Annotated in this window: 21 protein-coding genes; 15 read left to right on the forward strand and 6 right to left on the reverse strand. The window is 69.1% G+C overall.

Annotation, left to right across the window (positions count from 1 at the left end):
• Positions 1–17: 17 nt before the first annotated feature.
• Together hemQ and hemG are read right to left on the reverse strand one after the other, a co-directional pair.
• Positions 18–749, reverse strand: a complete 732-nt coding sequence (hemQ, locus tag IG99_RS09340; RefSeq protein ID WP_037671804.1) for a hydrogen peroxide-dependent heme synthase — start codon at positions 747–749, stop codon at positions 18–20.
• Between the two features lie 5 nt (positions 750–754).
• Complete coding sequence (gene hemG, locus IG99_RS09345; protein ID WP_037671806.1) at positions 755–2,209, reverse strand: protoporphyrinogen oxidase; 1,455 nt, start codon at positions 2,207–2,209, stop codon at positions 755–757.
• A 199-nt stretch (positions 2,210–2,408) separates the two neighbouring features.
• Here hemG and IG99_RS09350 point away from each other — a divergent pair, with 199 nt between their 5' ends.
• Entirely contained in the window at positions 2,409–3,455 is a 1,047-nt protein-coding gene (locus tag IG99_RS09350) for a DUF4349 domain-containing protein (protein ID WP_037671808.1), read from the forward strand.
• Between the two features lie 66 nt (positions 3,456–3,521).
• Positions 3,522–4,934, forward strand: a complete 1,413-nt coding sequence (locus IG99_RS09355; RefSeq protein WP_037671809.1) for an FAD-dependent oxidoreductase — start codon at positions 3,522–3,524, stop codon at positions 4,932–4,934.
• 78 nt (positions 4,935–5,012) lie between these two features.
• Here IG99_RS09355 and IG99_RS09360 read toward each other — a convergent pair whose 3' ends face one another.
• A complete protein-coding gene (locus IG99_RS09360; protein WP_078947592.1) occupies positions 5,013–5,315 on the reverse strand; it encodes a hypothetical protein in 303 nt (100 codons plus the stop codon).
• Positions 5,316–5,836: 521 nt separating this feature from the next.
• Between IG99_RS09360 and IG99_RS09365 the strand changes: the two genes are divergently transcribed.
• Both IG99_RS09365 and IG99_RS09370 read left to right on the forward strand, forming a co-directional pair.
• Positions 5,837–7,825, forward strand: a complete 1,989-nt coding sequence (locus IG99_RS09365) for an AfsR/SARP family transcriptional regulator (protein WP_158973163.1) — start codon at positions 5,837–5,839, stop codon at positions 7,823–7,825.
• A 51-nt stretch (positions 7,826–7,876) separates the two neighbouring features.
• Entirely contained in the window at positions 7,877–8,869 is a 993-nt protein-coding gene (locus IG99_RS09370) for a Gfo/Idh/MocA family protein (protein ID WP_234311782.1), read from the forward strand.
• 87 nt (positions 8,870–8,956) lie between these two features.
• On the opposite strand, the gene IG99_RS09375 is transcribed toward IG99_RS09370, so the two are convergent.
• Entirely contained in the window at positions 8,957–9,376 is a 420-nt protein-coding gene (locus IG99_RS09375) for an ester cyclase (protein WP_234311783.1), read from the reverse strand.
• 169 nt (positions 9,377–9,545) lie between these two features.
• On the opposite strand from IG99_RS09375, the gene IG99_RS09380 reads away from it, so the two are divergent.
• The 3 genes from IG99_RS09380 to IG99_RS09390 are packed head-to-tail and all read left to right on the forward strand — an operon-like array spanning position 9,546 to position 12,455.
• Positions 9,546–10,256 carry a class I SAM-dependent DNA methyltransferase gene (locus IG99_RS09380; protein ID WP_051865161.1) on the forward strand — a complete coding sequence of 237 codons (711 nt, stop codon included), beginning with the start codon at positions 9,546–9,548 and terminating at the stop codon, positions 10,254–10,256.
• A 43-nt stretch (positions 10,257–10,299) separates the two neighbouring features.
• Complete coding sequence (locus IG99_RS09385; RefSeq protein WP_037671815.1) at positions 10,300–11,571, forward strand: activator-dependent family glycosyltransferase; 1,272 nt, start codon at positions 10,300–10,302, stop codon at positions 11,569–11,571.
• A gap of 56 nt (positions 11,572–11,627) precedes the next feature.
• Positions 11,628–12,455, forward strand: coding sequence for an NAD(P)H-binding protein (locus IG99_RS09390; RefSeq protein ID WP_037671818.1), 828 nt, complete (start codon positions 11,628–11,630; stop codon positions 12,453–12,455).
• A gap of 70 nt (positions 12,456–12,525) precedes the next feature.
• Here IG99_RS09390 and IG99_RS09395 read toward each other — a convergent pair whose 3' ends face one another.
• The gene (locus tag IG99_RS09395; protein WP_234311784.1) at positions 12,526–14,148 is read right to left on the reverse strand and encodes an FAD-binding oxidoreductase; all 1,623 of its coding nucleotides are present in this window, start codon (positions 14,146–14,148) and stop codon (positions 12,526–12,528) included.
• Between the two features lie 358 nt (positions 14,149–14,506).
• Between IG99_RS09395 and IG99_RS09400 the strand changes: the two genes are divergently transcribed.
• The 7 genes from IG99_RS09400 to IG99_RS09430 all read left to right on the forward strand — a co-directional run bounded on the left by IG99_RS09400 (position 14,507) and on the right by IG99_RS09430 (position 21,644).
• Positions 14,507–15,070, forward strand: coding sequence for a PadR family transcriptional regulator (locus IG99_RS09400; RefSeq protein ID WP_037671819.1), 564 nt, complete (start codon positions 14,507–14,509; stop codon positions 15,068–15,070).
• Positions 15,071–15,271: 201 nt separating this feature from the next.
• Positions 15,272–16,216 carry an ATP-binding cassette domain-containing protein gene (locus IG99_RS09405; RefSeq protein ID WP_107055864.1) on the forward strand — a complete coding sequence of 315 codons (945 nt, stop codon included), beginning with the start codon at positions 15,272–15,274 and terminating at the stop codon, positions 16,214–16,216.
• Positions 16,213–17,064: an ABC transporter permease gene (locus tag IG99_RS09410; RefSeq protein ID WP_037671823.1), complete on the forward strand. Its 852-nt coding sequence runs from the start codon at positions 16,213–16,215 to the stop codon at positions 17,062–17,064. Before IG99_RS09405 ends, IG99_RS09410 begins: the two co-directional genes overlap by 4 nt.
• 167 nt (positions 17,065–17,231) lie before the next feature.
• On the forward strand, positions 17,232–18,578 hold the full coding sequence (locus tag IG99_RS09415) for an activator-dependent family glycosyltransferase (RefSeq protein ID WP_037671824.1): 1,347 nt from the start codon (positions 17,232–17,234) through the stop codon (positions 18,576–18,578).
• Between the two features lie 52 nt (positions 18,579–18,630).
• Entirely contained in the window at positions 18,631–19,251 is a 621-nt protein-coding gene (locus IG99_RS09420; RefSeq protein WP_037671825.1) for a dTDP-4-dehydrorhamnose 3,5-epimerase family protein, read from the forward strand.
• Positions 19,248–20,180, forward strand: a complete 933-nt coding sequence (locus IG99_RS09425) for an NAD-dependent epimerase/dehydratase family protein (protein ID WP_037671827.1) — start codon at positions 19,248–19,250, stop codon at positions 20,178–20,180. The genes IG99_RS09420 and IG99_RS09425 overlap by 4 nt, the downstream gene beginning before the upstream one ends.
• 12 nt (positions 20,181–20,192) lie before the next feature.
• The gene (locus tag IG99_RS09430) at positions 20,193–21,644 is read left to right on the forward strand and encodes an NDP-hexose 2,3-dehydratase family protein (RefSeq protein ID WP_037671829.1); all 1,452 of its coding nucleotides are present in this window, start codon (positions 20,193–20,195) and stop codon (positions 21,642–21,644) included.
• Here the strand turns inward: IG99_RS09430 and IG99_RS09435 are convergent.
• Positions 21,610–22,719 carry a DegT/DnrJ/EryC1/StrS family aminotransferase gene (locus tag IG99_RS09435; protein WP_037671831.1) on the reverse strand — a complete coding sequence of 370 codons (1,110 nt, stop codon included), beginning with the start codon at positions 22,717–22,719 and terminating at the stop codon, positions 21,610–21,612. The genes IG99_RS09430 and IG99_RS09435 overlap by 35 nt on opposite strands.
• Positions 22,720–22,883: 164 nt before the next feature.
• On the opposite strand from IG99_RS09435, the gene rfbA reads away from it, so the two are divergent.
• The gene (gene rfbA, locus IG99_RS09440) at positions 22,884–23,768 is read left to right on the forward strand and encodes a glucose-1-phosphate thymidylyltransferase RfbA (RefSeq protein ID WP_063768296.1); all 885 of its coding nucleotides are present in this window, start codon (positions 22,884–22,886) and stop codon (positions 23,766–23,768) included.
• Positions 23,769–23,774 lie beyond the last annotated feature (6 nt).

Here is a 23,774-nt window from a genome sequence, read left to right on the forward strand (position 1 = left end):
CGCGCCCCTTGGGGCGTTCAGGCCAGGCCCGCTACCAGTTCCGTGATGTCCTTGCGGCGGCCCGTGTAGAAGGGGACCTCCTCGCGGACGTGCATGCGGGCCTCCGAGGCGCGGAGGTGGCGCATGAGGTCGACGATGCGGTAGAGCTCGTCGGCCTCGAAGGCGAGGATCCACTCGTAGTCGCCGAGGGAGAAGGAGGCGACCGTGTTGGCGCGGACGTCGGGGTAGCCGCGGGCCATCTTGCCGTGGTCGGCCAGCATGCGGCGGCGGTCCTCGTCGGGCAGGAGGTACCAGTCGTAGGAGCGCACGAAGGGGTAGACGCTGACGTAGTTGCGGGGCGTCTCGTCGGCGAGGAACGCCGGGATGTGCGAACGGTTGAACTCGGCGGGGCGGTGCAGCGCCATGTTCGACCAGACGGGGGTGAGCGCGCGGCCCAGCTTCGTGCGGCGGAAGAGGTTGTACGCCTCCTGGAGCTGGTCGCTGGTCTCGGCGTGCCACCAGATCATGAGGTCGGCGTCGGCCCGCAGACCCGACACGTCGTAGGTGCCGCGGATCGTCACGTCCTTCGCGGCGAGCTGGTCGAACAGCTCCTGGACCTCGTCGGCGTAACCGGCGCGGTCCTCGGGCAGCGCGTCCTTCAGCTTGAAGACCGACCACAGCGTGTAGCGGATGACCTCGTTGAGGTCCTTGGCCAGCTTGCCCTTGTTCGGGACCCTGCCGGACTCGGTGGTGGGGGCGTCGTCACTCATGGTTCTCATTCTCCCGCGCCGCCGTGGAGGCTCTGCACCGGGTGCGCGGTGAGCTCCTGCACAGCGCGCAGGTCGCCGTGGATCTGGTCCACCGCCGCGTGGGCGCTCGCGATGCACCCCGGGATGCCGACGCCGTCGTACTGGGCGCCGCACACCGCGAGGCCGGGAAGCCCCGCGAGGTGCTCACGGACGCGGGCCACGCGCGCGTGGTGGCCGACCGGGTACTGGGGCAGGCCGTCGGTCCAGCGGACGACGCGGGTCTCCAGGGGCGTGGCGTCCAGGCCGGTCGCCTCGCGCAGGTCGTGCCGGGAGACGTCGACGAGGTCGGCGTCCTCGCGCTGGAGGACCTCCGTCTCGCCGTACCGTCCGACGGAGGTGCGCAGGACCATCACGTCCGGGTTCTCCTCGGCGATCCAGCCCCATTTCTGGGAGGCGAAGGTCGACGCCTTGATGGTGCGGCCGTCGACGGGCGGGACCAGGAAGCCGCTGCCCTCGGGGAGGCGGATGTCGGCGCGCCGGTAGGCGAGGGTGACCAGGGCCATCGAGGCGTACTCGACGGCGGACAGCTCGGCGGCGGCGGCCGGGGCCTCGGGGCGCAGCAGGGCGGCGGCGGCCGGGGCGGGGACGGCGACCACGACGGCGGCGGCGTGCAGGACGCGGTCGCCCGCGACGATCCGCCAGCCCGCGGCGGCCTCCCGGCGCAGTTCGGTCACCGGCGTGTTCGTGAGGATCTCGCCGCCCCGCGCGCGGACCGATTCCGCCACGGCGAGCGGCAGCCGGCCCACGCCTCCCTCGATGCCCATGAAGACCGGGCCGGTCTGCTGGTTGGCCGCGGCCTTGGCCTGGATCTCGCGGACCGCCTCCGTCAGGGAGGTGTGCGTACGGGCGGCCTGGTAGAGCTGGGGGACGGCGGAGCGCATCGAGATCCGGTACGCGTCGCCCGCGTAGACGCCGCCGAGCAGGGGTTCGACGAGCCGGTCGACGACCTCGCGGCCGAGCCGGGCCGCCACGTACTCCCCCACGGCCACGTCGTCGCCGACCTCCGTGCGGGGCAGGTCGGCGTCGCGCTCGATGCGGGCGAGGCCCTCGTCGGACAGGACGCCGGTCAGGGCGGCGGCGCTGCCGGGAACGCCCATGACGTGGCCTTTGGGCATGGGGCGCAGGGCGCCGCGGGTCCAGATCGAGGCGGTGGCGGTGGCCGGCGGCTGGAGGGCGGCGTCGAGGCCCACCTCGCGCGCGAGGGCCACGGCCTCGGGGCGGCGGGCCAGCATCGACTCGGCTCCCAGGTCGACCCGGACGCCCGCGATCTCGCCGGGAAGCAGCTTGCCGCCGACCCGGTCGGACGCCTCCAGGACGGTCACCCGCGTGCCGTGCCCCAGCAGGCGATGGGCCGCGGCCAGGCCCGCCACACCGGCTCCGACAACGACGACATGCCCCGTGCCCGTACCCGTTGCGCTCATGTCCCCACTCTCTCAGACCTCACTGACAGCCCCTCGCCGCCCCGGACTTCCGTCAGCACGCCCCGGGCTGTCGTCAGCACGCCCCGGGCTGTCGTCAGCACGCCCCGGGCTGTCGTCAGCACGCCCCGGGCTGTCGTCAGCACGCCCCGGTCCGGCGTCGAAGGAGTGTCAGTCGTCACGACCCTCGGGGGTACACCACATGCGCACACGACGTTCCGCACGGCCGGGCACGGCCCTGGCCGGGCTCCTGCTCGCCGCCGCCCTCGCCGTCACCGGCTGCAGTGCGGCGGACGACTCCGGCGCGTCCGCCTCGGCCGCCGACGACCGGGCCGGGGCCGCCGCCCCGGAGGTCGCCGGGAACGGTGCCGGCGGCGAAAAGGCGGCCGCCGGAAGGACCGACGGCGGCAAGAGCGGCACCGCCACCGCGCCCACCAAGATCACTGCCAACCGGATCATCCGCACGGCTTCCCTGACCGTACAGGTCAAGGACGTGCCGAAGGCCCTCGACCGGGCCCGCACCACCGCCGAGAACGCGGGCGGCTATGTCGGCGACGAGACCACCACCCGGGACGACGCGGGCGACGAACGCACGCGCGTGGTTCTGCGCGTGCCCACCGAGAAGTACGACGAGGTCCTCACCGATCTCCAGGGCGCGGGCAAGCTCCTCGACCGCACGGCGAAGGCGCAGGACGTCACCGACCAGGTCGTCGACGTGGAGAGCCGCATCGCCTCGCAGCGGGCCAGCGTGGCCCGGGTGCGCGAGCTGATGGACCGGGCCACCAGGCTCAGCGACGTCGTCGAGCTGGAGGGCGAGTTGAGCCGCCGTCAGTCCGACCTGGAGGCGCTCCTCGCCCAGCAGTCCTCCCTGAAGGACCGCACGAGCATGGCCACCATCACCCTCTCCCTGGCGCAGAAGCCGGTGGTGAAGGCCGCCGAGGACGACGACCCCGGGTTCATGGACGCGCTGGAGGGCGGCTGGGACGCGTTCGTCACCATGCTGCGCTGGCTGGCGATGACGCTGGGCGCGGTCCTGCCGTTCGCCGCCCTGGCGGCCCTGATCCTGCTGGTGTGGCTGCGCGTGGTGAAGCCTCGGCGCACCCCGCGTCCGGCCGCCCCGCCCGTCGCGAGCACCCTGGGTCCGCTGCCCCACGCGCGGCCCGCCCCGCAGCCCGCGCGCGGGGAGGCGGAACAGGAAGGCGAGCAGGAAGGCGAGCAGGGAGGCGAGCAGGGAGGTCCGCGTGGCTGATGCGCCGGGCTGATGCGCGGCACTGATGCGCGGGACTGAAATGCCCCAGGCCCGTAGCGTGTTCGCATGAGCATGAGTGGTGCGAACCGTGTGGACACCGGGGTGGAACGGCTGGTCGTGATCGGCGGTGACGCCGCGGGCATGTCCGCGGCGTCGCAGGCCCGCCGGATGAAAGGCTCCGACGAACTGGAGATCGTGGCCTTCGAGCGCGGTCACTTCTCGTCGTTCTCCGCCTGCGGCATCCCGTACTGGGTGGGCGGCGACGTCCCCGAGCGGGACCGGCTGATCGCCCGCACTCCCGAGGAGCACCGGGCGCGCGACATCGACCTGCGCATGCGCACGGAGGTCGTGGAGATAGACGTGGCCGGGCGTCGGGTACGCGCGCGTGACGTCGATTCCGGCGCCGAGTCCTGGACGTCGTACGACAGGCTCGTGATCGCCACGGGCGCCCGGCCCATCCGGCCGGACCTGCCGGGCATGGACGCGGCCGGGGTGCACGGGGTGCAGACCCTCGATGACGGCCAGGCGCTGCTCGACACACTGGCACACGCGCGTGGCCGACGGGCGGTCGTCGTGGGCGCCGGCTACATCGGTGTGGAGATGGCCGAGGCGCTGATCAACCGCGGCTACGAGGTGACGGTCGTCAACCGGGGCAGCGAACCCATGTCGACCCTCGACCCCGACATGGGCCGCCTCGTCCACGAGGCCATGGAGGGCCTGGGCATCACCATGGTCGACGACTCCACGGTCACCAAGCTGCTCACCGGTGAGGACGGCTGGGTGCGGGCGGTGGCCACCGAGGACGCCGAGTACCCGGCGGACGTGGTGGTGCTCGGCATCGGCGTCCGCCCCGAGACCACGCTCGCCGAGGCCGCGGGTCTGCCCCTCGGCGCCCACGGCGGGCTCCTCACCGACCTGTCGATGCGCGTCCGCGGGCCCCTTGCCGACGGGGCCATCTGGGCGGGCGGCGACTGCGTCGAGGTCCTCGACCTGGTCTCCGGCCAGGAGCGCCACATCCCTCTCGGGACGCACGCCAACAAGCACGGGCAGGTCATCGGCACCAATGTCGGCGGCGGCTACGCCACTTTCCCCGGCGTCGTCGGCACCGCCGTGAGCAAGGTCTGCGACCTGGAGATCGCCCGCACCGGCCTCCGCGAGAAGGACGCCCGCCGCGCCGGTCTCCAGTTCGAAACCGTCACCATCGAGTCCACCAGCCGCGCCGGCTACTACCCCGGCGCCTCCCCCATGACCGTGAAAATGCTCGCCGAACGCCGAACCGGCCGCCTCCTCGGCGTCCAGATCGTCGGCCGGGAGGGCGCGGGCAAGCGCGTCGACGTCGCGGCGGTGGCCCTGACGGCGGGGATGACGGTCGAGCAGATGACGGCCCTGGACCTCGGCTACGCCCCTCCGTTCTCCCCGGTGTGGGACCCGATCCTGGTAGCCGCGAGAAAGGCGGCAGCGAAGGTGCGGAACGTGTAGCAGGCGCCAGGGAAACCCACCCGAGGGGCGCGGGAACCGCGCGACAAGCCACAGTCGACCCGCGCCCCCCGCGACGGGCTAAGCCGTCCCGGTGAGCCGCGGCAAAGAAGTCACCGACGGACCGCTCGAAGCGGCCGGCGCGGCAGCGGGCTGCTCACCCGACCCCCCGGAGGGCCGCGCATGAGCCGCCGCGGCCCGAGCCGACCTCAACCGGTGGCTCACCGCCTCGTCCAGCGTCACCGGCCGCTGCATCTGTGAAGCGAGCCGCCCCGCCTCCTGGCCCAGCCGCGCCACGTCCTCCCACGGCAGTCGCACCACGAGGGAGAGCTCAGCCTCGCCGTCGGGCAGGGCGTGCATCGGAGGAGTAACTCGGTCGTTCATCGCCTGTCCTCACGTCGTCCCCGCGATACGCCTTCCCCGCGCCGCGGGCGGTTGCCGACTCATACGCACACCGGGACGGCCGCGTTCACAGGTTTCTTCGAAGCCGTCCCCTCACGCCGGTACCACGACTGATCGCCATGACCCGCATGCGGCTCGGCATCCCGGTTGTCCGCCGCCCGGACGACCTGAACGTACGGCACGTCAGGGAACCCGCATTCGATCCGCAGGCAAGCGCACCCAGCCGACTTCACCGCCGGCCTCCCACTTGACCCGTGTCATCCGTGGGAAATAAAGAAGATCCTTTACCGGCGCCATGTGATCGAAAGACGCGCCCCGCCCACAGCCTGATCTTGAATCAGGAACGATCGACTCACCGGAATCAAAAATTCAGCCCGCGTACTCGTAATTTTCAGCCTTAGAACCTTCTTGCGAGGCCGGGCAGTGGCTTGGTAGCGTCGGTCGCGTCTACGGGGGACTGGGGAAGATTCATGGATTTTCGAGTTCTGGGCCCTTTGGCTGTAATGACGGGGCAACTGAACATCGCGCCGACCGCACCCAAACCACGACAGGTCCTGGCCTTACTGATCTTTCGCCGAAATGCCACGGTTCAAACCTCCGAAATTCTCGATGAATTATGGGAGGGTGGGCCACCGGCGAGCGCCATGACCACCATGCAAACGTACGTCTACAAGCTCCGCAAAATGCTGATCAGGCACAGCGCTGCCGACATGCTGTTCACGCGGCCGGGAGGCTACACGCTCTCCATTCCGGACTCCGCGATCGACCTTCATCGGTTCGAGCAGAATGCGAGGAAGGGAAACGATTTACTCCTGGGTGGTGATCCGGAGCGTGCGCGCGAGGCGCTGTGTCAGGCCCTGTCGCAGTGGCACGGCCCGGTCCTCGCCGACCTGACGCCCGGCAGACGGTTGTCGTCCTACGTCACCCGTCTCGAGGAACTGCGGGTCCGCACCCTGGAGCAGCGCATCGAGGCCGACCTGCTGCTGGGCCATCACCGGGAGCTCATCAGCGAGCTGAAATCCCTTGTCCTGACCCACATGTTGCACGAGCGTCTGCACGCGTTCCTGATGACCGCGCTGCACCGGTCGGGCCGACGGCACGAGGCCCTGGAGACCTACCAGACTCTGCGGTCGAACATGATCGAGGATTTGGGCTTGGAGCCGGGCAAGGAGCTGCAGGATCTGCACAGTGCGCTGCTCGCCGACGCGCCGCTCGACCACCCCTTCTCCTCCGGCGAGAACCTGCCGTCCCGCCGGCGCGCCTCGCTCTCCGCGAGCCATGTGGCCATGGGGGCCGGCCGCTCCGCAGGCGCCGAGCGCGCCGGCCGACCTGCCCCGGCGTCACTGGTCGCCGCGTCGGCCCCCGCGTCGGCTGCCACTCTCGCGCCTGCTCCTGCTCCTGCTCCCGCTCCCGCGCACTCCCCCACTCCCGCGCCGAACGCGGGCATCGGGGTCGCAGCCTCCCGCGGGACGATTCCAGCGCAACTGCCGGCGGACATCGCCGACTTCTCCGGCCGGTCCGATGTCGTCAAGGACGCACAGACGTGGTTCCTCGATGGCGAGCCGGTGTCGCACCGGTCCGCTCCCCGGGTCGTGCTGATCAGCGGCATGCCGGGCATCGGCAAGACGACACTCGCGGTGCGTCTGGCTCATCAACTGCGCCACCTGTACGACGAGGGCCAGTTGTTCATCGAGTACGCCGTCTCCCTCCGCCGGCCCAAGGACCTCTCGGGCCAACTCCTCGCCCTCCTGGAGGATCTCGGCGTGCCACGCGCCCGGATCCCACAGGGACTGGAGCGACGCAGCAAGCTCTTCCGTTCCGTGACCTCCAGCAAGCGGCTGCTCCTGCTCCTGGATGACGTCTCGTCCGTGGCCGACGTCCTCCCGCTGCTGCCCAACAGCCCCCACTGCGCCGTCATCGTCACCAGCCGGCGTCGGCTGCACGGAATCGCGGCGACCCGGACCGTCGATCTGGACGTGTTCGAGCCGACGGAGAGCATGGAGCTACTGTCCAGGATCGCGGGCAGCGAGCGGGTGAGGAACCACCGGCTCGCGGCCGAGCGGCTCACCGCGGTCAGCGCCGGACTCCCGCTCGCGGTGCGGAGCATAGGGAGCCGGCTGGCCGCGCAGCCCCGCCTTCCGATCGAGACTCTGGCGTGTGAGCTCGCGCAGACGCCGCACCTTCTGGACAGCCTTCGGCTGGGGGACCTCGACGTGCGCTCCCGCTTCGACGCCAGCTACGAGAATCTCACCAGTTTCGAGCAGGGCGTCTTTCGACGGCTCAGTCGTGCACCCTCGACCGAGTTCACCCTGCCTGCCGCGGTGGAACTGACCGGTCTGAATATCGCGTCGGTCCGCAGCACCGTGGAGAAGTTCACCGACGACCATCTGCTCAGAATCGCCGGCTACGAGGAATCGGGCGCCAGATATGGGTTCCATGCACTGCTCTGGATGTACGCCCGGGAGCGGCGCGAGACGGCCTTCACCGCTTGACCGACACCGATCCGCACGGGAACGACCCGTACTTGAGCAATGAGGTGACCGATGTCTGAGAGCGGCCCGAAGCGCTCCCTGCGCATGGGCGTCATCGGCTGTGCCGATATCGCCGTACGGCGGCTGCTGCCCGTCCTTCGAGCAAGTGATGCAGCCGAACTGGTCATGGTGGCGAGCAGGAACGAAGAGAAGGCGGTACGTATCGGTGAGCGCTTCGGCTGTGAGGCCACGGTAGACTACGATCACCTGCTTGACCGGCCCGATATCGATGCCGTCTACATTCCACTCCCGCCCGGACTGCACTACGAGTGGATCACGAAGGCGCTCCGTGCCGGTAAACACGTCCTCGCGGAAAAGCCACTGTGCACGGACTACGCGCAGGCGGTGGAGCTGATGGACCTGGCCCGCGAACTCGGTCTGGTGCTGAAGGAGAACTTCATCTTCCTCCACCATTCCCAGCACAACGCCGTCCGTACGCTGCTGGACGAGGACTCCGTGGGGCGGCTCCAGGTTTTCTCCAGCTCCTTCGCCATCCCCCCACTGGACCCCGCCACCTGGCGTTATGACCCCAAGCTGGGGGGCGGTGCCCTGCTGGATGTGGGCGTCTACCCTCTGCGGGCCGCACACCTCCACCTGGCGGGCGAACTGGAGGTGCTGGCCGCGACGCTTCGGGTGGATCCCGCGACGGGCGTGGACGTGGCGGGCAGCGCTCTGCTCGCCACCCCCGACGGGGTGGCCGTCCAGTTGGCCTTCGGTTTCGAGCACTCCTACCAGTCCACCTACACCCTGTGGGGTTCCCGGGGGCGTCTGACGGTCACCCGGGCCTTCACCCCACCCGAGGACATGAAGCCCCTGGTCCGCATCGAACAGCAGGACCGGCTCACCGAACTGGCACTCCCCGCCGACCATCAGGTCCGCAATGCCGTCCAAGCCTTCGTGCACATGGCCCTCACCATGACACCCTCCAGGGAGGCCGAGGAGACCACGCTGCGCCAGGCCCTCGTCATCGAGCAGATCCGGGCCGCCGCCACGGTCCACACCTGATCCACCCCGTGTGGGTCCCCCCGCGTGCGTGGTGACGTCGAGTCCGGGTCGGACTTCGCCTTGACGTCACCACGACCGTCATCGCTGTCAGAGCTCTGCCGAGACCAAGTCCAGCTCGCGCAGCAGCGGCATCCAGTTCATGACATCCCAGTGCTCGATGACCATGCCCTGTTCGTTGAACCGCAGTTCTTCGACGTAGTGCCACGTGAGCTTGCGCCCGGTGGCCTCGATGCCGGCGAACGTCCCCTGGTGGGTGCCGGTGCAGGTGATGCGCAGGCTGACCAGATCCCCCTCCGCGAGAATGCTCTTGACCTCCAGGCGCAGGTCGGGGAAGGCCGCCATCCCGCCTTCCATCAGTTTGACCATGTCGGCCGACTCGTAGGGCTGCCCGTCCTCGTCGTAGTGCACGACCTCCGGTGCCCAGTGTGCGATGACGCCCTGCGGGTCGGCGCGATTCCACGCGGCGACCATCTGCAGGCATCGTTCCTTGTTCCTCGCCAGGTGCACCCTGCCTCCTCCCACTCCGCCTCTGCTTCGGCCCGAGCCTCACACCGGCCGTTCGAAGGGCTCTACAGTCCGGCTAGAGGCACTCGGTGAGGGATCCACTCCGCGTCGCCAGATCCTCCAGGCGGGCCGGAGAGGGTGATCCGAACGGCCCGCCGAAGGGGAGATGGACATGTACGGTGCCGAACTCGCCGAGATCTACGACCTCGTACACCGGGGCCGGGGCAAGGACTATCGGGTCGAGGCCGAGCAGGTGGCCGATCTGGTCCGGGCGCGGATGCCCGGCGCCCGCTCGCTGCTGGATCTCGCCTGCGGCACCGGACAGCATCTGCGCTGCTTCGCGGAGCTGTTCAGCGAGGTCGCCGGTCTCGAGCTCTCCGAGCCGATGCTGGCGGTCGCCCGGGCTCGGTTGCCCCGGGTGCGCTGCCATCAAGGAGATATGCGCTCGTTCGACCTGGGCCGTCGCTTCGACGTCATCACGTGCATGTTCGGCTCGATCGGCTACCTCGCGACGACACGGGAGCTGGCGGACGCCCTGCGCCGCGTCGCCCGGCACCTCTCCCCCGGGGGAGCCGTCGTCGTCGATCCGTGGTGGTTCTCCGAGAACTTCCTCGACGGTCATGTCTCCGCCGACGTGGTGACGCTGGAAGGCCGCACGGTGACACGGGTGTCCCACTCGGCGCGGGAGGGCGACGCGTCCCGCATGCAGGTCCACTATCTGGTGGCCGACGCGGCTTCCGGCATCGGCCATTTCAGCGAGACCCATCTCATCTCGCTCTTCAGTCGTGCCCAGTACGAGTCCGCGTTCGCCGCCGCCGGCCTCGACGTCGAGTACCTGCCCGAGTTCCAGGACGGCCGAGGCCTGTTCATCGCGACCGCCTGACGCCTCAGAACCGTCCATCGCACGCCGAGGAGAGTGAGCCCCCATGCGCGTCCTGTTCACGACGTTCGCCGCGAAGTCGCACATGTACGCTCAGGTGCCGCTCGCCTGGGCGCTCCACACGGCGGGGCACGAGGTGCGCGTCGCCAGTCAGCCCGATTTGGCCGAGGACATCACCCGCACCGGCCTCACTGCCGTGCCGGTCGGTGCGCCGCTGCTGCTCGAAGAGCGCATGAGCGAAGACGCCGCGGGAGTCATGGAGGAGCCGGAGACCGACCCCTCCGAAATCCGCCCGGAGGTTCTGACCTGGGACTACATGCTCAGCATGTTCACGACCATGACCCCGTTCGTCTATCAGGGCGCGTCGGACGACGCGATGGTCGACGACCTGGTCTCGTACGCCCGGTGGTGGCGACCGGATCTGGTGATCTGGGACACGATGACCTTCGCCGGTCCGGTGGCCGCCCGGGCCAGCGGTGCCGCTCAGGCCCGGCTGCTCTTCGGGCTCGACCTGGTGGGCCATATGAGGCAGACCTACCGCAGGCTCCTGGAAAGCCGCCCGGCGCCGCTGCGCGAGGACCCGCTGGCCGAGTGGCTCGGCTGGTCCCTGGATCGGTACGGCTCCTCCTACGACGAAGAGGTGGCGGTCGGCCAGTTCACGATCGACTCCGTGCCCCCTTCACTCCGCCTTCCCGTGCAACTTCCCTACGTGAACGTCCGGTTCACGCCGTACAACGGGGCGGCCACGATTCCGGACTGGCTGCGCGCGGATCCCGGCCGCCCACGGGTCTGCATCAGTCTGGGCCTCGGGCACCGGGAGATCATCGGGGACGACCGGGCTCCGATCGCCCACCTGCTGGACGCGGTGTCCGGGCTGGACATCGAGGTCGTGGCGACGCTCGACGAGGGGCAGCGCACATCGCTGCCGGAGATCCCGGAAAACGTCCGGGTGGTGGACTTCGTGCCACTGGACGCGCTGCTGCCCACCTGCTCCGCCATCATCCACCACGGCGGCGCGGGCACCTTCGGCACCGCCCTCGTCCATGGCGTACCCCAGATCATCTTCCCGGACATGATCTGGGACACCGTCCACAAGGCACGCCGCCTGGACGCACTCGGGGCCGGCGTCCACGTGCCCGACGGCACCGCGCTCACCACCGAGCTGCTGCGCGGCCATCTCCGCCGGGTCCTCGATGACCCTGCCGTCGCCCGCAACGCGGCGCGGCTGCGCGCCGAGGCGCTCGGTTCGCCCAGCCCGAACAGCATCGTTCCGGTTCTTGAGCGGCTCACCGCCCAGCACCGCCCCCGCAGTCGCTGAGGGACCGGGCCGGCCCCTCCCATCACACAGGATTCCGTTGCCCAGTAGGAGGATTGATGACGTTTCTGGTGACCGGTGCCACGGGCCATGTCGGTCGGCACGTGGTCGACGGTCTGATCGAGGCGGGCGCGACAGTACGCGCGCTGACCCGCGATCCCGCGGCCGCGCACCTGCCGGACGGAGTGGAGGTGCGAGAGGGGGACCTCACACGCGCCGAGACCTGGGCGGCGGCCCTCAAGGGCATCGAGCGGCTTTATCTCTTCCCCGTCCCGGAGACAGCGGCTGAGTTCGTGGACGCGGCCAAGCAGGCCGGTGTCCAGCGGATCGTGGTGCTGTCGTCGGACGCGGTGACCGACGGCACCGACAGCGGCCACCACACCGTCGTCGAGCGCGCGGTGGAGATGTCGGGGCTGCACTACTCGCATGTCCGCCCGGGCGAGTTCGCGCTCAACAAGCTGGATGTCTGGGCTCCGTCCATCGCGGCCGAAGGCGTCGTGCGGGCCCCCTACGCCTCCTCCCGCGGCCTTCCCGTGCACGAGATCGACGTGGCCGCCGTGGCCGTGGCGGCGCTGCGGGAGGACGGGCTCGCCGGGGCCGCGCTGAGGGTCACCGGGCCGCAGGCGCTGACGGTCCGTGAGCAGGTGAGTGCGATCGCCGAAGGCATCGGACAGGACATCGCGTTCGAGGAGCTCACGCCGGAGGAGGCCCGCGAGGGGATGGTCGAGCAGGGGTGTCCGCCTCCGGTGGCCGACTACATCCTGGCGTTCCAGGCGCGCTGGGTCGACGAGCCACCGGTCGCGGCGACCACCGTGCCGGACCTCATCGGCCGTCCGGCGCTGTCGCTGGCGCGGTGGGCCGCCGACCACGTCGCCGACTTCCGCTGAGGCGTCTCGGCGGACATGCGAGAGGAGTCCCGAAGAATCTTCGGGACTCCTTCGTCATGCCGGGCCGGCGTCAGTCGGGGAGCGGGATGGACAGCTGGTGCCGGAAGAAGTTCGTGGGGTCCCACCGCTTCTTGACCTGCTGCAGCCGCTTGTAGTTCTCCCCGTAGTAGATGTACATCCACGGCTTGCCCGTGGTGTTCCACTTCGGGTCCCTGACGTCCACGTCGGCGTAGTTGATGCTTGTGCCCTCGTAGCGGTCACCCGGCAGCGGCATGCCGCCGGTGTCGGCGAAGAGCTCCTGGTAGAAGTCACGAACCCACTTGAACTGGGCCTCGTCGTCGGCCTTGTCCGCCCAGTAGGTGGACATCCAGGTCCGCATGATCGAGCCGCGGGCGTGGTACGCGGTGTCCCCGGGGTCCGCGTCGTTGATCTTGCCGCCGTAGGACGCGACGTAGTACTGCCCGTAGTAGTAGCCCTCGTTGTTGAGGTGCTTGTACATCACGCCGATCTGGCGGTCGGTCCACGGCTTGCGGATCATCGCCCCCTTGGACTTGCTGCGGGTGTAGATGCCGTGGTCGTACGTCGGGGAGAGCGTGACCTTCAACCAGGGCCCGGTCGAGTGCGTCACCGACGGCGCGAAGCCCACCCCCTCGTTGAGTTCGCTGATGTACCGGTCGATGAGCTGCCTGGCGTTCGGCAGACCATTGTCTATCTGCGACTCGACGAACAGCCCGTCCAGGACCGAGTTGTGGTTGAGGAAGAGCTGGCTCCACATCGACTCGTACGCGTTGCCCACATTGCTGTTGCGCTCGTAGAAACGCGCGTGGTTGCGGACGAGGCGGCTGAACGACTCCTGGTCGAGCTCCCGCCAGGGCCATTCGATGTGGGTCTTCAGCAGCGAGCCGGGCGGCTTGGGAAGGAGCTGGGTGGGGTCGCTGCCGGTGGCGTCCGGGGCGCGGAACCAGTAGCGCGTCGCGACGCCGAAGTTGCCGCCGCCGCCTCCGGTGTGCGCCCACCACAGGTCGCGGTTGGGGTCGTCCGCCTCGCGTGTGGCGATGACACTCCGCACCTTGCCGCTGCGGGTCACCACCACGACCTCGACGGCGTAGAGATAGTCGATGGTCAGGCCGTACTTGCGGCCGAGCGGGCCGTAACCTCCGCCCACGATGTGACCGCCGGCTCCGATCGGCGGGCACAGGCCGCCGGGGAGGGTGACGCCCCAGTCGAAGTAGAGGGTCCGGTAGATCTGCCCGAGGGTGGCACCCACCTCGACACAGAACGCCCGGCGGCCCCGGTCGTAGGAAATGCCCTTCATCTCGGAGACGTCGATGAGGACCTTCACCGCGGGGTCGTCGACGAGACCCTCGAAACAGTGGCCGCCGCTGCGTATGGCGACCCGCTTGTTCTCCGCCACCGCCTGCTGGACCACGCGGGCGATCTGCTCGGTGGAGTGGACTACGTGGACGCTGTCCGGGCTGCCGATGAATCTGCCGTTGTCGCCGCGCGTGGTGAGTTCCACGTAGCGGGGGTCGCCAGGGCCGACTGTCACGGCGTCCGCCACCGGGCCACATGCTGCGTTCTTCGTCGTCGGCGCCGCCAGCGCCTCCGCCAGCCCCCCGGTCGCCAAGGCCACGGTGGCCCCGCCGACGACGGTCCCGGCCCCCAGGAAAGCGCGACGTGATGTATTGCTCAATGCCAGCACACCCTTCTCATGCTCATCTGGACGTTCCAGGCGGGACACTATGAGCCGCGTTTGGGATCTCCCTCGTAGACCGTTAGCCCCGCTCATCCCCGAGGAGAGCCCTCGGCCGCCGACTGCCGCCGCGTGGCAGGCTGGTCACCTGGGTCTACGGGGTTCTTCGAGGCGTCGTCGATCGGCTCTCAAGCCGGTCTCGATTTCCCCTGAGCGCTCGTCAGCCCGTGCGTACCGGAGCAGGTGATGCGGCTGCCAAGATCGAGGCTAGAGTCGGTCACCTGCGTATGAGCGAGGGGGATGTCCCCGCCCGGGCGCCGCTCGGCAGCCAGGACGAAGCGATGGGAGGACGACGGGGATGTCCGCGACGCGATTGCTCGTGCTCGGCGCGGTGTTGCGCTTCGGCACGGCACACGGCTATCTGGTTCGCTCCGAGTTGGTGTCCTGGGGTGCGGAGGAGTGGGCCAACGTCAAATGGGGCTCGCTCTACCACGCGCTGCGGAAGCTCGCCGAGATGGGTTTCCTGGATTCCACGACCAGCCCGGACTGGCCGGGCCGGGTGGACTACGAGATCACCGAGAAAGGCCGCAAGGAGTTCCGCACTCTGCTCCGGGACGCCCTCCGGCAGCCGGCCCAGCGGCAGGACATGCTGGCGGCGGGACTCGCGTTGCTGCCGGAACTCCCGCGGGACGAGGCGGTCGCGCTGCTGAACGAGCGGCTGGCGGCCCTCGAAGAGCAGCGCGCGCAGACGCTCGAGCGGCTCGATCTGCTGGGCAAGGGTGCCGAACCGGGCACGCACCTACGTGAGCTGACGGTGCTGTGGGCGTACAACGCCGACTCCGCCATCGCCTGGACGCGGGGTCTCATCGAGCGGCTCGAAGCGGGCGAGTACCACCTGGCCGACGAGGAACACACGGGCTGACAGGCCCTCGAGCGCTCTTCGACGGCCCCTTCGAGCCTCGGCACTCACGATTGACCGGTAGACCCTCGCGCCGTGTTCGGCCCACCGGTACCCAAACTTGAGTAACGAGGGGTATGGTCCTTCGGTACCCAAACTTGAGTAACGGAGGGGAGCGGGACTTTGGAGACACGCGCGTCCTTAGCGATCGAGACCTCGGGTCTCATGAAGGCGTTCGGCGAAGTGCAGGCGGTCGACGGGATCGACCTGGCCGTCAACCGGGGCATGGTGTACGGGATTCTCGGCCCGAACGGGGCGGGCAAGACCACGACCATCCACATTCTTTCGACCCTGCTGCGCCCGGACTCGGGCCACGCCAGCGTTCTCGGCCACGACGTCGTCCGCGAGGCCGACGCGGTGCGCGCCAAAGTGAGTTTGACCGGCCAGTTCGCCTCCGTCGACGAGGATCTGACGGGACAGGAGAATCTCACCCTCCTCGCCCGTCTGATGGGCTACACCTGGAAACGGGCCCGGAGCAGGGCCACCGAGCTGCTCGGCCCGTTCGGCCTCGATGAGGCCGCCGGACGTCAGGTCAAGACCTACTCCGGCGGGATGCGGCGCAGGCTGGACATCGCCGTCAGCCTGATAGCCAGCCCGGAGCTGATGATCCTGGACGAGCCGACCACCGGGCTGGATCCGCACAGCCGCAATGAGGTGTGGGAGATCATCAGAGCCGTGGTGGAGGGCGGCTCCACGGTGCTCCTCACCACGCAGTACCTGGAAGAGGCGGATCAGCTCGCCGGCCGCATCGCGGTGATCGACCGCGGCAAGGTCATCGCCGAGGGCACTCCGGGCGATCTGAAGGCGTCGGTCGGCCCCGGCACGCTGCGCGTGCGGGTGCACTCCGCATCCGACCGCCCCGCGGCCAAGCTCGTCCTGACCCGCGTCCTGGACGTGCCCATCCGCCTGCACTCCGACCCCGCCCTGCTCTCCGCGCCGATCTTCGACCCGGCCATTGCCGCACACGCGCTCGGCGAACTCGCGAGCGAGGGCGTGCTGGTCACCGACTTCACCGTGGGCCAGTCGAGCCTGGACGAGGTGTTCCTCGCCCTGACCGGGCACTCCGCCTCCGAGAACACCGACGTCAGGGAAGGGGAGAAGGTCGCATGAGCACTTCCACCATTCACGCACCGCGCGAGGGGATCAGCGAGGCGATGGCCGCGGTCCTCGTCCAGCGCGAGCACCCGGCGCGCATCGGAGCCGTCGGCGCCTCGTTGGCCCACGCCTGGCGAGGCATGCGGAAAATGCGCCACTACGCGATCGCCACGCTGATGGAAGTCTCGTTCATGCCGATCATCACCCTGGTGACGATCACCTACCTCTTCGGCGGAGCCTTCTCCGGCTCCACAGGTGAATATCTGCAGTACGTCCTGCCGGGCATCATGGTGCAGGCGGTGGTGATCGTGACCGTGTGGACCGGGACGATGCTGAACGTCGACATCACCAAGGGGATCTACGACCGATTCCGGGCCATGCCGTTCTGGCAGCCGTCCACCGTCGTCGGCAATCTCCTGTCGGACTTGCCGCGCTATTTCGTGGCCGTCTCGATCACCATCCCGGTCGGCCTGCTCATGGGCTTCCGGCCGGACGGCGGAGCCCTCGGCATGTTCCTCGCCGTCCTGGTGCTGGTGGTCTTCGCATCCTCGGTGAGCTGGATCTTCGCCGCGCTCGGCGTCGTGGCCGGACGGCCGGAGACCATCTCCAGCTCGAGCATGATGGTGCTCTTCCCGCTCATCTACACGAGCAACATCTTCGCCCAGCCCGAGACGATGCCCGGCTGGCTCGAGGCGATCGTCAAGGTCAACCCGATCAGTGTCGCCACCACCGCCGCCCGCGGACTGACCCACGGGAACGCCACCGGCGGACAGATCGCCGCACTGCTGCTGCTGTGCGCTGTGATCACCGGGATCTTCGCCCCGCTCACCATGCACCTGTACCGCAGCAAGGGCGCCCGCTGACAAGGGGCGGCAGGACGGCACGCGGGGGCCCGGCCGAGCGGTGGCCGGGCCCCCGACGCACTCCAGCCGCAGTCAACCCAGACCTCAACTGCGTTCGACCCGAGTGCGAGAACCCCCTGCGACGCTGGCCGCGGCCATCGGGCACTTGACGGGACGGGAAGCACTGCATGCGAGTCTTGTTCGCCACCTTCGCAGCGAAGTCACATATGCACGCCCAGGTCTCGCTGGCCTGGGCCTTGCGGACGGCAGGGCACGAGGTGCGTGTCGCCAGCCAGCCGGACCTTGCCGAAGCGATCACGCAGGCCGGGCTCACCGCGGTCCCGGTCGGCGACCCGCTGGAGCTCGACGAGCAGGAGAGCCGACGCCAGGACGAGACACCGTCGCACGCGCCCGAGGGCGCTGAGGCGGAGGCGTGGGAGGAGGCCGCCGACGGCGGGCACCCTGGCGCGGCGGACTTCGAGTACTGGACGGACATGAGCGAGATCCGTCCCGACCGGCTGACCGACGAGTACGTGCGCGGCGTCTTCACCGTCATGACCTCGATGGTCTTCCAGAACATCTGCCCGCCGAGGATGGTCGACGATCTGGTGGCCTACGCCCGCTGGTGGAAGCCCGACTTGGTGCTCTGGGACACCATGACCTTCGCCGGCCCGGTCGCCGCGCGGGCCAGCGGCGCCGCGCACGCCCGGCTGCTGTTCGCGCTCGACCAGGTGGGCCGGATGCGCGCCACCCATGTTCAGCTGCTGGCCGAGCGCCCTCCCGAGCTGCGTGACGATCCCCTGGCTGAGTGGCTCGGCGCGGAATTCCGCCGTTTCGGTCTGGACTTCACCGAGGACGCGGTCGTGGGGCAGTGGACCGTGGATCCGGTGCCGCCCTCCCTGCGCTTCGCCGTCGACCTGCCCTCGGTACCCGTTCGCTACATCCCGTACAACGGCCGGGCCTCCGTGCCCGACTGGCTCCGGGAACCGGCCGAACGCCCCCGCGTCTGCCTGACCCTGGGCCTGGCCAAGCGCGAGGTCCGGGGCGTGGACAAGGCGCCGATCGTCGGCTTGCTCGAGTCGGTCGCAGACCTTGATATCGAGGTCGTCGCCACACTCGACACCGGTCAGCTCAAGTCGCTGCCCAAGCTGCCCGACAACGTCCGGGCCGTGGACTTCGTCCCGCTCGACGTGCTGCTCCCCACCTGCTCGGCCATCGTCCACCACGGCGGGTCCGGGACATTCCAGACGGCGCTGGCCCACGGCGTGCCGCAGCTCATCGTCCCCGACTTCGTCTGGGACACCATCCACAAGGCATACGCTCTGGAGCGCCGCGGGGCCGGGTTGTACGTCCGCGACGTCCATCGACTCGCCGACGGCGAACTGCGCTCTCTTCTTCTCCGGCTGCTGCGTGAGCCGTCGTTCGCGGAGAACGCCGGCCGGCTGCGCACCGAGATGCGCGGCACACCCGGGCCCAACGACATCGTCCCGGTGCTGGAGCGGCTGACTGCCGAGCACCGCCGGCCCGTCGCCTGAGCGGCGCCCGCCCCCCTACCAGCGCATCTCCACGGACGTTCGGAGGTCTGTCATGCAGTCACGCACCCTAGCCGTCGCCGGAGCGGTCGAGTTCAGCCCGGAGATATTCCGCGACCGGCGTGGATTGTTCGTCTCACCCTTCCAGGAAGCCGCCTTCGAAGAAGCGCTCGGCCACCCCTTGTTCCCCGTTGCCCAGACCAACCACAGCAGGTCACAGCGGGGGGTGGTGCGAGGGGTGCACTTCACCGTGACGCCGCCAGGGGTCGCCAAGTACGTCTACTGCGCGCGCGGCCGGGCGCTGGACATCGTGGTGGACATCCGGCGGGGGTCCCCGACCTTCGGCGCGGTGGACTCCGTCCTGCTGGACCAGAAGAACTTCAGGTCGATGTACTTCCCCGTCGGCGTCGGGCATGCCTTCGTCGCGTTGGAGGACGACACGGTCGTGTCGTACATGCTGTCCGGCCGCTACCGCGCGGAGCACGAACTCGCCCTCGACGCGCTCGACCCGGCCCTGGGGCTGCCCATCTCCGAGGACATCGAGCCCGTGATGTCCGACCGCGACCGGGCCGCGCCGACGCTGGAGCAGGCCCTGTCAGGCGGCATGCTGCCCGACTACCAGGAGTGTCTCCGGCTGGAGGACGCCCTGTACGGCCACACCCGGGTGCGCACATGAGCGCCCGCCCGGCGCCGGGCAGGAGCGTCGCCGTCCTGGGCGCCACCGGATGCGTCGGCCGGCATGTCAGTGCGGCCTTCGCCCGGGCGGGCCACTCCGTGCTGGGCGTCGCGCGGCACCCGGCCCCACATGTGCGCGAGGCCGACTTCGTCCCGCTGGACGTGGCGGGTGCGCAGGTGCGCGAGATCGCGCAGCTCTTCGACACCCGGCGCGTGGAGGTGGTGGTGAACGCCACCGGAGGCTGGGACACGACCGAGGAGGCGATGGTCTACTCCCATGTCCGGCTGGTCGACCGCCTCCTGGAAGCGGTTCGTCTGATGGATCGCCCACCGCGGATCGTCCAGGTCGGCTCCGTTCACGAGTACGGCGCGGTCCCGCCCGGACAGGACATCGACGAGGCCGTGGTCCCCCGGCCCGAGACGCCGTACGCCCGGACCAAGTTGGCGGGCAGCGAGGCCATCCTCCGGGCCGACCGCGAGGGCCGGGTGGAGGGTGTCGTGCTGCGGGCGGTCAACGTCTGCGGACCGCACACCACCGAGGCGAGCTTTCTCGGCATGGTGCTCGCGCGACTGAGGGACACGGACCCGAGCACCGGGATCACCCTCGCCGTCGCCGACGCTCGGCGCGACTACATCGACGTACGCGATCTGGCCGACGCCGTGGTGCTGGCCGCCGGGGCCCCCGTGGCCGGCCAGGTGATCAATATCGGCAGGGGGCAGGCGGTCGGGATCCGTGAGCTGGTGGACCTGCTCGCGGAGGCCTCCGGCTTCCCGCCCGAAGCGCTCACCCTCAAGGAGGCGCCGGTCCAGAGCAAGGGCGCGGGTTGGACCAGGGCCGACATCCGGCTGGCCGGCCAACTGCTGGGCTGGCGCCCCCACATCACCCTGCGCGACTCGATGAGAGCGATGTGGGAAGCGGCAACCCCCTGAGACGGAGGACCCATGCTGGACGTTACGACCGGCGCCCATGACGCGCTGTCCCAGGCGCTCGCCAGGTCGGCGGTCGCCCGTGAGGGGAAGGTGTCCGACTTCCTCGCCTGGTTCACCGACTTCCGCGTCCGCGCCTACACCACGGTGGAACGGATGCCACTGCATGCGATAGACGGCTGGAAACGGGACGCCGGCACCGGTGAACTCCGGCACCGGAGCGGGCAGTTCTTCAGTGTGAAGGGCCTGGCCGTCGAATCCCCGGACCAGTGCTGGAACCAGCCGATCATCCATCAGCCGGAGGTCGGCATCCTCGGCATCCTGATCAAAGACTTCGACGGGGTGCCGCATCTGCTGATGCAGGCCAAGGTCGAGCCGGGCAACCGCAATGGACTGCAGCTGTCACCGACGGTCCAGGCCACCCGCAGCAACTACACAGGAGTGCACCGAGGACGTGCTGTCCCTTACCTGGAGTACTTCCAGCGCACCCCGTCCCGGCGCGTCGTCGCCGATGTCCGGCAGTCGGAACAGGGCTCCTGGTTCTATCGCAAGCGCAACCGGAACATGATCGTCCAGGTGAACGAGGAGATTGAGGTCCGGGACGGTTTCCGCTGGCTGACGCTGGGTGAGATCCATGACCTCCTCGCCGAGGAAGACCTGGTGAACATGGACGCCCGCACGGTGCTGTCCTGCCTGCCCTTCGCCGGGCTCGGTGTGGAGCGGGGCTTCGGAGCCGGGCGGAACTCGTTCCAGGCGGCGCTGCTGCGCTCGCTCGACGCACACTCGGGTGCGCTGTCGACGGAACGGGAGATCCAGAGCTGGGTGACCGAGGCCCGGACCCGCTGCGAGCTGCGCACCCGGTGGACACCGCTGCGGGGGCTGTCCGGGTGGCACGACACGGCCGACGCCATGGTCCACGACAGCGGCAGGTTCTTCTCGGTCATCGGCGTGCAGGTCACCGCCGGCGGCCGGGAGGTGACGAGTTGGGGCCAGCCCATGATCGAGCCGTACGGCACCGGTGTGATCGCTTTCCTGGTGCGCGAGTTCGACGGGGTCCTGCACGTCCTGGTGCGCGCCCGCGAGGAAGTGGGCTTCTCGGACGCCGTCGAACTGGGCCCCACGGTGCAGTGCGTGCCCGAGAACTACGACGTCCTGCCCGCCGGGGCCCGACCCCGCTTCCTCGACGACGTCCTGGGCGCAGACCCGGAACGGATCAGATTCGACAGCGTTCTGTCCGAGGAAGGCGGCCGCTTCTTCCACGCGCTGAACCGGTACATGATCGTGGAGACGGACACGGACGTCGCCCGGGACGACCCGGACTTCCGTTGGATGGCCGTTCATCAGCTCGCGGCACTGCTGCGTCACAGCCACTATCTGAATGTGCAGGCACGCAGTCTGGTCGCGTGCCTGCACAGTCTGGTGGCGGGCGGCATCACAGGGACGACAGGACCTCACGCAGCGCGCTGATCACCTTCTCCTGCACCTCCACGGGGAGCGAGGGGTACATCGGCAGGGAGAAGATCTCCTTGGCGAGCGCCTCGGTGACCGGGAGCGCCCCCTCCGCGTAGCCGAGGTGAGCGAACCCGGTCATCGTGTGCACCGGCCAGGGGTAACTGATGTTGAGCACGATGTCCTGGGCCTTGAGCGCATCGAGGATCTCGTCCCGGCGCGGGTGGCGCACCACGTACACGTAATACACGTGATCATTGCCGGTCGTGGGCTGCGGCAGGACGAGCCCGGTGTCGCGCAGGCCCTCGGCGTACCGGTCGGCCACGGCCCGTCGCGCGGCGACGTACGCGTCGAGCCGCCGAAGCTTCCGCCGCAGGATTTCGGCGTGCACCTCGTCCAGCCGGCTGTTGTGACAGGGGGTCTGGACGACGTAGTAACGCTCCTCCATACCGTAGTACCGCAGCCTGCGCAGACTCTGGTTCACGCGCTCGTCGGAGGTCAGGACCGCCCCGCCGTCACCGTATGTGCCCAGTACCTTCGTCGGGTAGAAGGAGAAGGCCGCGGCATCGCCCATCGTCCCGGCCGGCCGGCCGTTCCGGGTCGCCCCGTGGGCCTGTGCGCAGTCCTCCAGGACCGTCAGGCCGTGCCTCCGTGCCAGCTCCCCCAGCGCGTCCATGTCGACGCACTGACCGTAGAGATGGACGGGGAGCAGGCACTTGGTGCGCGGGGTGATGGCGTCGGCCACGGCGTCCGTGTTCATGAGGAAGCTGTCCTCGTGCACATCGACGAAGACCGGGGTCGCCCCGGTGGAGTCGATGGCGACGACCGTCGGCGCCGCCGTGTTGGAGACGGTGATGACCTCGTCCCCGGGGCCGACGCCGAGGGCCTGTAACCCCAGCTTGACGGCGTTGGTGCCGTTGTCGACGCCCACACAGTGGCTGATTCCGTGGCGTTTTGCGAACTCCCGCTCGAACGAGCGCACGCTTTCGCCGAGAACGAGCTGGCCGGAGCTGAAGACCGTTTCCACGGCATCGAGAATGTCCTGCCTCTCCTTCTCGTATTCCGGCAGATAGTCCCAGACGTTAATAGTCATGAGGGCACCCCCTATTGCTCCTGGCTCCAGAGTTCAGCGATAAAATCACAGCGTAGTGCGCTCGCAGGCACCTCGAACATTCCTCAAGCCGGGGATTCCCAGGTTGTATCCCGACCGTCAGCCTGGTTATCGTCGTCAACCTCACCGTATCTTGGGGGTTGCGGATGAAAGGCATTGTCCTTGCGGGCGGCTCCGGTACTCGGCTTTACCCGATTACCCGAACCGTCTCCAAGCAGCTACTTCCCGTGGGCGACAAGCCGATGATCTATTATCCGCTGTCGGTGCTCATGCTCGCCGACATCACGGAAATCCTGATCATCAGCACGCCGACCGATCTGCCGCAGTTCCGCAGACTGCTTGGCGACGGCTCCTCGCTGGGGCTGACCATCACCTATGCCGAACAGTCCGAGCCGAGGGGAATCGCCGAGGCACTCGTCATCGGAGCGGACCACATCGGAGACGACTCCGTGGCCCTGGTGCTCGGCGACAACATTTTCCACGGGCACGGATTCTCCGAGATACTTACGGAGAATTCGCGGGATCTCGTCGGCTGCGTTGTCTTCGGATACCCGGTGCAGGATCCCGAGCGCTATGGCGTCGGCGAAGTCGACGCGGCCGGCCGGCTCGTCGCCATCGAGGAAAAGCCCATGCGGCCGCGCTCCAATCGCGCGATCACAGGGCTGTATTTCTACGACAACTCGGTCGTGGACATCGCAGCCGGGCTGCGCCCTTCGGCCCGCGGCGAGCTGGAAATAACCGATGTGAACCGGGCCTATGTGAGGCTCGGCCAGGCACGGCTGATCGAACTGGGCCGCGGATACGCGTGGCTGGACACCGGGACCCCCGAATCGTTGCTCCAGGCCGGTCAGTACGTCCGCACCATGGAGGAGCGACAGGGGGTCCGGATCGCCTGTGTGGAGGAGATCGCTCTGCGCAAGGGCTTCATCGACGCCGAGGCCTGTTACCGGCTCGGCATCTCCATGTCGTCATCGGCCTACGGCCGGTATGTCATGGAGATCGCGGAGGAGTTGGGCGCTCTCCCGGCCTGACCGGCA

This window comes from Streptomyces griseus subsp. griseus (assembly GCF_000720255.1).
Classification (GTDB): domain Bacteria; phylum Actinomycetota; class Actinomycetes; order Streptomycetales; family Streptomycetaceae; genus Streptomyces; species Streptomyces griseus_I.

What these genes read in the sequence shown, in the direction of transcription:
- hemG (WP_037671806.1), bottom strand. Translation starts at nt 2,209, where the DNA reads ATGAGCGCAACGGGTACGGGCACGGGGCATGTCGTCGTTGTCGGAGCC.
- IG99_RS09365 (WP_158973163.1), top strand. Translation starts at nt 5,837, where the DNA reads ATGACGGGGCAACTGAACATCGCGCCGACCGCACCCAAACCACGACAG.
- IG99_RS09430 (WP_037671829.1), top strand. Translation starts at nt 20,193, where the DNA reads ATGCTGGACGTTACGACCGGCGCCCATGACGCGCTGTCCCAGGCGCTC.
- IG99_RS09415 (WP_037671824.1), top strand. Translation starts at nt 17,232, where the DNA reads ATGCGAGTCTTGTTCGCCACCTTCGCAGCGAAGTCACATATGCACGCC.
- IG99_RS09435 (WP_037671831.1), bottom strand. Translation starts at nt 22,719, where the DNA reads ATGACTATTAACGTCTGGGACTATCTGCCGGAATACGAGAAGGAGAGG.
- IG99_RS09390 (WP_037671818.1), top strand. Translation starts at nt 11,628, where the DNA reads ATGACGTTTCTGGTGACCGGTGCCACGGGCCATGTCGGTCGGCACGTG.
- IG99_RS09355 (WP_037671809.1), top strand. Translation starts at nt 3,522, where the DNA reads ATGAGCATGAGTGGTGCGAACCGTGTGGACACCGGGGTGGAACGGCTG.
- IG99_RS09380 (WP_051865161.1), top strand. Translation starts at nt 9,546, where the DNA reads ATGTACGGTGCCGAACTCGCCGAGATCTACGACCTCGTACACCGGGGC.
- IG99_RS09385 (WP_037671815.1), top strand. Translation starts at nt 10,300, where the DNA reads ATGCGCGTCCTGTTCACGACGTTCGCCGCGAAGTCGCACATGTACGCT.
- rfbA (WP_063768296.1), top strand. Translation starts at nt 22,884, where the DNA reads ATGAAAGGCATTGTCCTTGCGGGCGGCTCCGGTACTCGGCTTTACCCG.
- IG99_RS09400 (WP_037671819.1), top strand. Translation starts at nt 14,507, where the DNA reads ATGTCCGCGACGCGATTGCTCGTGCTCGGCGCGGTGTTGCGCTTCGGC.
- IG99_RS09360 (WP_078947592.1), bottom strand. Translation starts at nt 5,315, where the DNA reads ATGAACGACCGAGTTACTCCTCCGATGCACGCCCTGCCCGACGGCGAG.
- IG99_RS09410 (WP_037671823.1), top strand. Translation starts at nt 16,213, where the DNA reads ATGAGCACTTCCACCATTCACGCACCGCGCGAGGGGATCAGCGAGGCG.
- IG99_RS09405 (WP_107055864.1), top strand. Translation starts at nt 15,272, where the DNA reads ATGAAGGCGTTCGGCGAAGTGCAGGCGGTCGACGGGATCGACCTGGCC.
- IG99_RS09350 (WP_037671808.1), top strand. Translation starts at nt 2,409, where the DNA reads ATGCGCACACGACGTTCCGCACGGCCGGGCACGGCCCTGGCCGGGCTC.
- IG99_RS09370 (WP_234311782.1), top strand. Translation starts at nt 7,877, where the DNA reads ATGTCTGAGAGCGGCCCGAAGCGCTCCCTGCGCATGGGCGTCATCGGC.
- hemQ (WP_037671804.1), bottom strand. Translation starts at nt 749, where the DNA reads ATGAGTGACGACGCCCCCACCACCGAGTCCGGCAGGGTCCCGAACAAG.
- IG99_RS09425 (WP_037671827.1), top strand. Translation starts at nt 19,248, where the DNA reads ATGAGCGCCCGCCCGGCGCCGGGCAGGAGCGTCGCCGTCCTGGGCGCC.
- IG99_RS09420 (WP_037671825.1), top strand. Translation starts at nt 18,631, where the DNA reads ATGCAGTCACGCACCCTAGCCGTCGCCGGAGCGGTCGAGTTCAGCCCG.